This window comes from uncultured Shimia sp. (assembly GCF_913054185.1).
Taxonomy (GTDB): Bacteria; Pseudomonadota; Alphaproteobacteria; order Rhodobacterales; family Rhodobacteraceae; genus Shimia.
Genome location: NZ_CAJXIV010000139.1, coordinates 1 through 7176 on the forward strand (window position 1 = coordinate 1; position 7176 = coordinate 7176).

At 56.0% G+C, this 7176-nt stretch carries 5 protein-coding genes; 2 read left to right on the plus strand and 3 right to left on the minus strand.

Annotation, left to right across the window (positions count from 1 at the left end; all coding sequences use genetic code 11):
* The coding region (locus QZ517_RS19120; RefSeq protein WP_294230340.1) for a ribosomal protein L7/L12 at positions 1-98 on the plus strand (98 nt) is incomplete at its 5' end.
* A 114-nt stretch (positions 99-212) separates the two neighbouring features.
* Here the strand turns inward: QZ517_RS19120 and QZ517_RS19125 are convergent.
* The 3 genes from QZ517_RS19125 to QZ517_RS19135 form a co-directional block, all read right to left on the minus strand.
* On the minus strand, positions 213-665 hold the full coding sequence (locus QZ517_RS19125) for a DUF6404 family protein (protein WP_294230329.1): 453 nt from the start codon (positions 663-665) through the stop codon (positions 213-215).
* A 159-nt stretch (positions 666-824) separates the two neighbouring features.
* Positions 825-1805, minus strand: coding sequence for a murein L,D-transpeptidase catalytic domain family protein (locus tag QZ517_RS19130; RefSeq protein WP_294230332.1), 981 nt, complete (start codon positions 1803-1805; stop codon positions 825-827).
* A 200-nt stretch (positions 1806-2005) separates the two neighbouring features.
* Positions 2006-3256, minus strand: coding sequence for a flavin-dependent oxidoreductase (locus QZ517_RS19135; protein WP_294230335.1), 1251 nt, complete (start codon positions 3254-3256; stop codon positions 2006-2008).
* A gap of 502 nt (positions 3257-3758) precedes the next feature.
* Between QZ517_RS19135 and rpoB the strand changes: the two genes are divergently transcribed.
* On the plus strand, positions 3759-7176 hold a 3418-nt coding region (gene rpoB, locus QZ517_RS19140), incomplete at its 3' end, for a DNA-directed RNA polymerase subunit beta (protein WP_294230337.1).

A 7176-nucleotide genomic window follows, 5' to 3' on the forward strand; every position in this document is an offset into this window, starting at 1 on the left:
AAGCTGGCGGCAAGATCAAAGAAGGCGTGTCGAAAGACGAAGCTGAAGACGTTAAGGGCAAGCTGGAAGCAGCTGGCGCGGAAGTCGAAGTTAAGTAATTCGACTTACCGTCGAGTTATTGCAGGCGTCCCTTTGGGGGCGCCTGTTTTTGTTTGGGAATAAGCTATGTGTGGTTTGGGCACTTCGTAGTAAAAGAAATTGTCGGCTTGCTCTTACAGGTCTTTCCAGTGAGGAAGTCGGCCCTGCCAAGAGGGCAGTTTGAACATTATGCTGCCTGCCAGCGAAAGCACGGACACCAGAACAACAAAGAATCCCGGTCCGGCTTCAATCAATGTGGCAACCGGTCCTGGCACCACTTTGATGGATAGGCAAATCCAGGCTGTTCCAATCAGATTGACGCTTAGGATGAGCCACGTCCAAATAAACATGCCAATCATGCTTCGAAAGTACATCGGCTTGGTTGGGAGGCCAATTGCTAGAAGTGTTTTTGCCAGAGGACCGTAGGCTTGAGATCCTGTGATGCCTATGCGTTCGAGGTGCTCGAGGGCCAGATACACCTTTTCTGATTTTTTGCGAGCGCGCACGGGCTCTACAGGAGGCTGGCGAGTGTCATTGGTCGTAAGGCTTTTGATTTGCGCTTTGCGAATGTAGTCCGTTTGGGCCATGTGATCGCCTCCTTCGTCGCGTTCCCGTAAAAGTGACGCGCAACTGGGGCGAAATCGTGGTTGCAATACTCCTTAAAGGTGAAATTTGAAATGATTAGCGATAAGCTGAAAATCGTGCGGTGGAAGCCGTGACATCCGCCGACTTCGGTTTTTGCACTTCTACTTGCAAAGCGGCAGCTCAAGCGGCGGCTGTTTTGGCAGCGAGTCCCGCCATTCGTTGATGATCGGCTGCAGGGTCTTCTTGGGCCAGAACTTCGGGACGCCGATGGTTTTGAGGCAGCCCGCATTCCAATAGTGCCCCGCCTGCTGTGGCGATTTTCCGCGCTGGATTGCCTTGGCCACAGCGTTGATGTCTTTTGAGGATGGGTAGATGTAGAGCGTCGTTGGGTTGCCGTCGGCAATCTTGAGGATGTCCTGGGTCGCGGGTTTGGACCAGGTTGTGCAACCATTACTGCGCCCGGAGGTGTACTCTACAAGTTTGCCAAACGGCACAAAGCCGTCGGCATCTGCATGGGTGCTCTGCGGTTTTTCCATGCGACATTGCCACCGCAAAAACATGGCGCGGTGCCCGCCGATGGCGCGCTCGCGGGCGTTGCTGGTTTCGCCCTCGCCGTCAAACAGCAGGAAGGTGCGCAGGAAGGGTTTTTTGCCGGATCCGCTTTGGTAGTACCCCTTAAAGGATGTGCGGGACTCGGCGGTGACATAGGCGCCACCTGAGGTGAGTTTGGAGCCTTCGGCGTTGCTGAAGTTGCGGGCGCATTGCCGGCCGTTGGAAAAATTCGCTTTGGCCAACTTGCGGCCATTGCCATAGCCGGAGGACACGGCTTTGAATGTCTTGGCTTTCTCGCAGATTACGTAAAACCGGGGCAGGGCGCTGCCGTTTGACGCCGTACTGGGGCGCGTTGCATCCATGGCAAAGTAGCAGTCGTTTTTGATGCCCCCAGTGCGCCGCTTTTCCTGATACAGGGCGCGGGCGCGCTGCAGCACCACAGGGGCGATTTTACCGTCATCTGTGCCCACGTGTTTGTTGAGCCATTTCGGAATGTCCGTTGAAGAATTGGCAGCCGCGAGCGGTGCGGAGAGTGTTGCGACGACCAGCGCGGATAGGCCAACATTGCGTAGGGACGAGGTTAAAAACAAAATGCGGGCTCCCAAATGTGATCTGCCAATACCAACCAAACTGAGCCTGCACGAAAACAGCGCACTCGGTCTAGTGTGCGCACGAATGCGGGCGAGAAGTGGCGGGAGACTGCGCGGATGCAAGGGGAATGGGTCTTCGCACATTTCCACTGTGGGGCAGGCGTCCTTCTCGGGGCGCCTGCGGGGTATTAGGCAGGGCGTTACGCGATGAACGGCGCCTGCGTGTTGGTGTCTTCGACCCGAATCCGCGCCAGCTTCTTGAAGCTTTCGGCATGATCACGACGCTCTTGCATGGGTAGCACGTCATCCAGGCGAGCAAAGTCGCCAGTGCAGCGGTCTTCGGCCATTTGCATAATCGCGTCCGGGCCACCATTGCCGCGATTGGCCAGCGTGATGGCGTTTGCCATCGGGCGCACTTGATCTTCATAGACCTTGGCGGCGGTGTGACCTGTGCCATTTTCCTTGATCGCTGCGCCGAGCAGGCGGGCGTCAATGATGGCCTGGCTCGCTCCGCTGGAGCCAACCGGGTAGGTGGCATGGGCGGCGTCGCCGATTAAGGTGACCACGCCGTCGGTCCAACTGTCGACAGGTTCGCGATCCACCATCGGGTACTCAAATACCTCGTTGGCGTTGGCAATCAGGTCCGGAATGTTGATCCAGCCAAAATTCCAATTGGCAAAGTCACCGGCAAATCGGCTGGCATCGACTTTGCGGTTCCAGTCTTCCTTTTCGACCCGCGCATTTGGATCAACCGTGGCCTCCGCAATCCAATTGATCAATGTGTCGCCGGTTTCTGGATCTGGCGCGGAGATCGGGTAAGTCACAAAGCGCTGGGTGTCATTACCAGCCAAGATCATGGAGGTGCCGCTCAAAAAGGCGGGGGCTGTAGTTGTGCCACGCCACATAATTGCGCCGCCCCAGACAGGTGCCCCTTCACTTGGATACATTTGCGCTCGAATGGCGGAATGCACGCCGTCGGCCGCGACCAGCAGGGTGCCGGAGAGGGATTTGGTTGCAGCGCCTTGCTGGTAAGTCGCAGTCACGCCAGTCTCAGTGGTGGTGTAGCCTGTCACACGACAGCCAAAGGAAATGCTGTCTGCGCCGCAGCGCTGGATCAGTGCGTTGAGCAGACCCATTTGCAGCTCCCCCCGGTGTACCGAATATTGCGGCCAGTTGTAACCAGCATGACGGCCGCGCGGCTCGGTCCAGATTTCCACACCTGTTTTGGTATAAAACCCGTAGTCGCGGGTTTTTACGCCGACCTGTTCCAGCATGTCCTCAAGGCCAAGCGCAAACAGCTCGCGCACGCAGGGCGGTTGCAGGTTTATGCCAACGCCAAGGGGTTTGGGGTCGGTGACACTTTCCAGAATATGAAACGGCACGCCGATTTCATGTAGCGTCAGGCCCATGGTTAATCCGGCGATGCCGCCGCCAGCAATAATGACTGTCATCTTAAATGTGGTCTCTTGTTGTTGCTTGTTTTGTGGTGGAGTATTGTGAAAATTCCTCGGCGGCGCAAATAGAACCGTGCCCGACCAAGGCGCCGGCCTCCGAAAGAGGCGTTGGCTGATTAGGCGATTGTCAAGCCCTAAGGGGTTGCAAAGACACGCTTGATTCAATATTCGGTAATCTCTTGCGGTTTCGAGCGATTCGGGGCCGCTTTTGTCCTTTGCGGATTTATTGGATAAGGCGGCGCTGTTCTGGGGTCACACCCCACACTTTCAAAAGACGACACAATCAATATAAGACCTTGAAATACAGGTAAAAACCCCGGCTTGGTAAGCCTCTTGGGTGGCGCAAGGTGCGCAGCAAGAGGTTTTCCAAGGCAGGATTTTGATCGAGAGACCCCGGTGGGACGGGGTCGAGAATGGATCTGATCCACGCCGTCACTGACGCGACGTGCCGGGGCCCGACGGTATGTTGTTGATGATGAATCGAAAGGTGACATTGACCATGGCTCAAAGCTTCCTTGGCCAGAAACGTCTACGTAAATACTACGGTAAAATCCGTGAAGTTCTAGAGATGCCGAACCTGATTGAGGTTCAGAAATCTTCTTATGATCTGTTCTTGAAATCTGGCGATCTTGAAATCCCCACCGATGGTGAGGGTATCAAAGGCGTGTTCCAATCGGTTTTCCCGATCAAGGATTTCAACGAAACCTCTGTGCTGGAATTCGTCAACTACGAGCTGGAAAAGCCGAAGTACGACGTTGAGGAATGTCAGCAGCGCGACATGACCTACAGCGCGCCGCTCAAGGTCACTCTGCGTCTGATCGTATTTGATGTGGACGAAGACACTGGCGCCAAGTCGGTCAAAGACATCAAAGAGCAAGACGTCTTCATGGGCGACATGCCTCTGATGACGCAGAACGGTACGTTTGTTGTGAACGGCACCGAGCGTGTGATCGTGTCTCAGATGCACCGCTCCCCTGGCGTGTTCTTTGACCACGACAAAGGCAAAACCCACTCCTCCGGCAAACTGTTGTTTGCCTGCCGCATCATCCCATATCGCGGCAGCTGGTTGGACTTTGAGTTTGACGCCAAAGACATCGTATACGCACGTATCGACCGCCGTCGTAAGCTACCTGTGACCACCCTGCTGTATGCATTGGGTCTGGACCAGGAAGCCATCATGGATGCCTACTACGACACCGTGAACTTCAAGCTGGACAAGAGCAAAGGTTGGGTCACCAAGTTCTTCCCAGAGCGCGTACGCGGCACCCGTCCAACACAGGATCTGATCGACGCCGCCACCGGCGAAGTGATTGCCGAAGCTGGCAAGAAAATCACACCACGTGCCGTAAAGAAGATCATCGACGACGGCAAGATCACCGATCTGCTGGTGCCGTTTGAGCACATCGTTGGCAAGTTCGTCTCCCAGGACCTCATCAACGAGGAAACCGGTGCGATCTATGTGGAAGCTGGCGATGAGCTGACACTGGAGTATGACAAAGACGGCGACTTGATCGGCGGTACCGTGAAAGATCTGGTTGATGCCGGCTTCACCGACATCCCGGTTCTGGACATCGACAACGTCAATGTTGGCCCTTACATGCGCAACACCATGGCGGCAGACAAGAACATGGGCCGCGACACCGCGCTTATGGACATCTACCGTGTGATGCGTCCGGGTGAGCCACCCACCGTTGATGCTGCGTCCAACCTGTTTGACACATTGTTCTTTGATTCTGAGCGTTACGACCTGTCTGCGGTTGGCCGTGTGAAGATGAACATGCGTCTGGCTTTGGATGCACCTGACACCCTGCGCACCCTGCGCAAAGAGGACATCGTGTCCTGCATCAAAGCGCTGGTGGAACTGCGTGACGGCAAGGGCGACATCGACGACATCGACCACCTCGGCAACCGTCGTGTGCGCTCCGTTGGCGAACTGATGGAAAACCAGTACCGTGTGGGTCTGCTGCGTATGGAGCGTGCGATCAAAGAGCGTATGAGCTCTGTTGAGATCGACACGGTCATGCCGCAGGATCTGATCAACGCAAAACCAGCGGCTGCTGCGGTACGTGAATTCTTCGGCTCTTCGCAGCTGTCGCAGTTCATGGACCAAACCAACCCGCTGTCTGAAGTGACGCACAAGCGTCGTCTCTCCGCGCTTGGACCAGGTGGTCTGACCCGTGAGCGTGCCGGCTTTGAAGTGCGCGACGTGCACGCGACCCACTATGGTCGTATGTGCCCGATTGAAACGCCGGAAGGGCCAAACATTGGTCTGATCAACTCGCTGGCCACCTTTGCCCGCGTGAACAAATACGGCTTCATCGAAACACCGTATCGCAAGGTTGAGAACGGCGTGGTCACCGATGAGGTGAACTACATGTCCGCGACCGAAGAGCAGCGTCACACTGTGGCGCAGGCCAACGCCTCGCTCGACGAAAACGGCAAGTTCGTAAATGAGTTTGTGAACACCCGTCAGTCTGGCGAATACACGCTGGCCGCTTCAGAAAACGTGGACCTGATCGACGTCAGCCCAAAACAGCTGGTATCGGTTGCGGCCTCGCTCATTCCGTTCCTCGAAAACGACGATGCGAACCGGGCCTTGATGGGCTCGAACATGCAACGTCAGGCGGTTCCCTTGCTGCGCGCAGAAGCGCCGCTGGTTGGTACCGGCATTGAGGAAAAAGTGGCGATCGACTCCGGCGCGGCCATTCAGGCCAAACGCGCAGGCATCATCGACCAAGTGGACGCGCAGCGTATCGTTGTGCGTGCGACCTCTGATCTGGAACTGGGCGACGCGGGTGTGGACATCTACCGTCTGCGCAAATTCCAGCGCTCCAACCAAAACACCTGCATCAACCAGCGTCCGCTGGTGAAGGTGGGTGACACAGTGTCCAAAGCCGAAGTTATCGCAGATGGCCCGTCGACCGACATTGGTGAATTGGCTCTGGGTAAAAACGTGGTTGTCGCGTTTATGCCTTGGAACGGCTACAACTACGAAGACTCCATCCTGATCTCCGAGCGCATCGCGCGTGACGACGTGTTTACTTCGGTTCACATCGAAGAATTCGAAGTTGCCGCACGTGACACCAAGCTTGGTCCAGAAGAAATCACCCGCGACATTCCAAACGTCGGTGAAGAAGCGCTGCGCAACCTCGACGAGGCTGGCATCGTGTACATCGGTGCGGACGTGGAGCCGGGCGACATTCTGGTAGGTAAGATCACACCAAAAGGCGAAAGCCCAATGACGCCGGAAGAAAAGCTTCTGCGCGCCATCTTTGGTGAGAAAGCCTCTGACGTACGTGACACCTCGTTGCGTGTGAAGCCGGGTGACTTTGGTACGGTTGTGGAAGTACGCGTCTTTAACCGCCACGGTGTGGAAAAAGACGAACGTGCGCTGCAGATCGAGCGTGAAGAGATCGAACGTCTGGCGCGTGACCGCGATGACGAACTGGCGATCCTGGACCGCAACATCTACGCCCGTCTCAAAGGCATGGTGCTTGGCAAAGTGGCCGTGAAAGGCCCTAAAGGCGTGAAAGCCAACTCTGAGATCTCCGAAGAGTTGCTGGCGTCGATGAGCCGCGGTCAGTGGTGGCAGCTGGCATTGGCAGAAGAAGCTGATGCGCAGGTTGTTGAGGCCCTGAACGAGCAGTACGAGATCCAGAAACGTGCGCTTGAGCACCGTTTTGAGGACAAAGTTGAGAAAGTCCGTCGTGGCGACGATCTGCCACCAGGTGTGATGAAGATGGTTAAAGTCTTCATCGCCGTGAAGCGAAAGCTTCAGCCGGGTGATAAAATGGCCGGTCGTCACGGGAACAAAGGTGTTATCTCCAAGGTTGTACCTATGGAAGACATGCCGTTCCTCGCGGACGGTACGCCAGTTGACTTCTGTCTGAACCCACTGGGTGTGCCTTCGCGTATGA

What these genes read in the sequence shown, in the direction of transcription:
- QZ517_RS19135 (WP_294230335.1), bottom strand. Translation starts at nt 3,256, where the DNA reads ATGACAGTCATTATTGCTGGCGGCGGCATCGCCGGATTAACCATGGGC.
- QZ517_RS19125 (WP_294230329.1), bottom strand. Translation starts at nt 665, where the DNA reads ATGGCCCAAACGGACTACATTCGCAAAGCGCAAATCAAAAGCCTTACG.